The organism is Pseudomonas koreensis, from assembly GCF_025447595.1.
In the GTDB taxonomy this organism is placed as follows: domain Bacteria; phylum Pseudomonadota; class Gammaproteobacteria; order Pseudomonadales; family Pseudomonadaceae; genus Aquipseudomonas; species Aquipseudomonas koreensis_H.
Genome location: NZ_JAOEJU010000048.1, coordinates 1 through 2,260, shown reverse-complemented (window position 1 = coordinate 2,260; position 2,260 = coordinate 1). Strand labels below are relative to the sequence as shown.

General features: G+C 64.9%; 1 protein-coding gene. It reads left to right on the top strand.

What is annotated here, in order from left to right; translation table 11 throughout:
• Positions 1 to 2,260, top strand: a 2,260-nt coding sequence (locus tag N8H71_RS28830; RefSeq protein ID WP_347710529.1) for an RHS domain-containing protein, incomplete at both ends; no start/stop codon positions are given.

The window sequence follows — 2,260 nt, the reverse complement described above, 5'->3', positions numbered from 1 at the left end:
GCGAGCGTTACGACTACGACGACCGGCACGTCATCCTGCAACGGCAACTGAGCGGTGGCGCGAGCTTCTTCTGGGAGTGGGAACGCGCTGGCAAGGCAGCGCGCTGTGTGCGGCACTGGGCGTCGTTTTCGCAGATGGATACGCGTTACGTCTGGGATGACGCCGGCAGCGTCACGGTGCACTACGTCGATGGGACTGAGGAAACTTACGTCCACGACGACACCGCGCGGCTGGTACGTCAGGTTGCCGCCGACGGTGGCGAACAGCTCAAGGCCTACGACACGCAGGGCCGACTGGTCGCCGAGCAGGATGCGCTGGGGGCGGTCACCGAGTATCGCTATGACGACGCCGGACGGCTGATCGCGCTGATTCCGCCGGACGATGCGCCGACGTCCTACGAGTACCGCAATGGTTTCCTGCACAGCCGCTCACGTGGCGATGCGGTGTGGACGTACCGGCGCAATGCTCAGGGGGATATCACCGAGGCGGTCGACCCGGACGGCCACGTCATCCATTACCACTTTGACGCGCAGGGACGGTTGCGGTCGATCCGTTATCCGGACAGCGGCCGGCACGTATTCGTGTGGAACGACCTGGGCCAGTTGGTCGAGGAAAGCCTGCCGGACGGTGGGGTTCGCAAGTTTTCCTACGACGCGTTGGGACGGCGGATTACGGCGCAGGACGAACATGGCGCGGTCACCCGCCAGGCGTGGGACGCCGTTGGCCGGCTGATCCAGACCACCTCGCCGACCGGCTCCACCCGCGCCTGGTCCTACAGCGCCTACGGCCAGATCACCGCCGAACGCGATGAACTGGGGCGCATCACCCGCTACGAGTATGACGACGACCTGCACCTGGTCAGCCGGCGGATCAACCCGGACGGCACACGCCTGCAATACCGCTACGACCATGCTCAGCTGCTGCTGACGGAAATCGAGAACGAGTCCGGCGAAAAGTACCGGCTGGACTACACGCCCACCGGACTGATCCGACAGGAAACCGGCTTCGATGGCCGACGCACGGCCTACGCCTACGACCGCAACGGCCACCTGCTGGAAAAAACCGAGTTCGGCGAGGACGGCTCGACGCTGGTCACCGCTTACCAACGTGATGCTGCTGGGCGCTTGTTGCTCAAGACCCTGCCCGACGGGGTCGAAGTCAGCTACCGCTATGATCGTTTAGGCCGTTTGGTCGGCGTCGATGACGGCCAGGATCACCCGCTGGCCTTCGAATACGACCTGCAGGATCGCCTCGTGCGCGAGCATCAGGGCTGGGGCACCTTGGGCTACACCTACGACGCCTGCGGCCAGCTCACCCGTCTGCGCCTGCCGGACAACAGCAAGCTCTATTACCACTACGCCAAGGGCGGCGCGCTGACGGCGATCGACCTCAACGGCGCCTTGCTCACCCGCCACGTCTACCAGAACGGCCGCGAACAGCAACGTCAGCAAGGCCTGCTGCTCAGCGAATACGCCTACGACGAACAGGGCCGGTTAAGCGCCCACGCCGTAGGCCATCAGCGCAACTCGCTGTATCGACGCGACTTTGCCTACAGCGCCAACGGCAACCTCGAACACATCGCCGACACCCGCCATGGCCAGCGCAGCTACACGTACGACGCCCTCGACCGGCTGATCCGCGTACGCCATACCCGCGACGACCTGCCGGAAACCTTCGCCCATGACCCGGCCGGCAACCTGCTGATGCAGGACCGTCCCGGCCCGACACAGATCAAAGGCAATCGCCTGCTGATGCAGGGCGACCGCCACTACGACTACGACGCCTTCGGCAACCTGATCCGAGAACGCCGCGGCCGCGCGCAAACCCTCGTCACCGAATACCGCTACGACAGCCAGCACCGCCTGATCGGCCTGACCCGCCCCGACGGCACCACCGCCACCTACCAATACGACGCCTTCGGCCGGCGCATCCGCAAAACCGTCGACGGCCAGAGCACCGAGTTCTTCTGGCAAGGCGACCACCTGATCGCCGAAAGCAGCCCGACACAGCACCGCAGCTTCATCTACGAACCCGGCACCTTCCGCCCACTGGCGATGCTCGACGGCAAAGGCCCGAAACGCGCCTGCCCGTTCTACTACCAGCTCGACCACCTCGGCACCCCGCAGGAACTGACCGACTACAGCGGCGACATCGTCTGGTCAGCCAAATACAGCGCCTACGGCAAGGTTACCTCGCTGGAACTGGCGACCGAGGACTACCTGAACCAGCCGCTGCGCTTTCAGGGGCAGTACTTCGATGA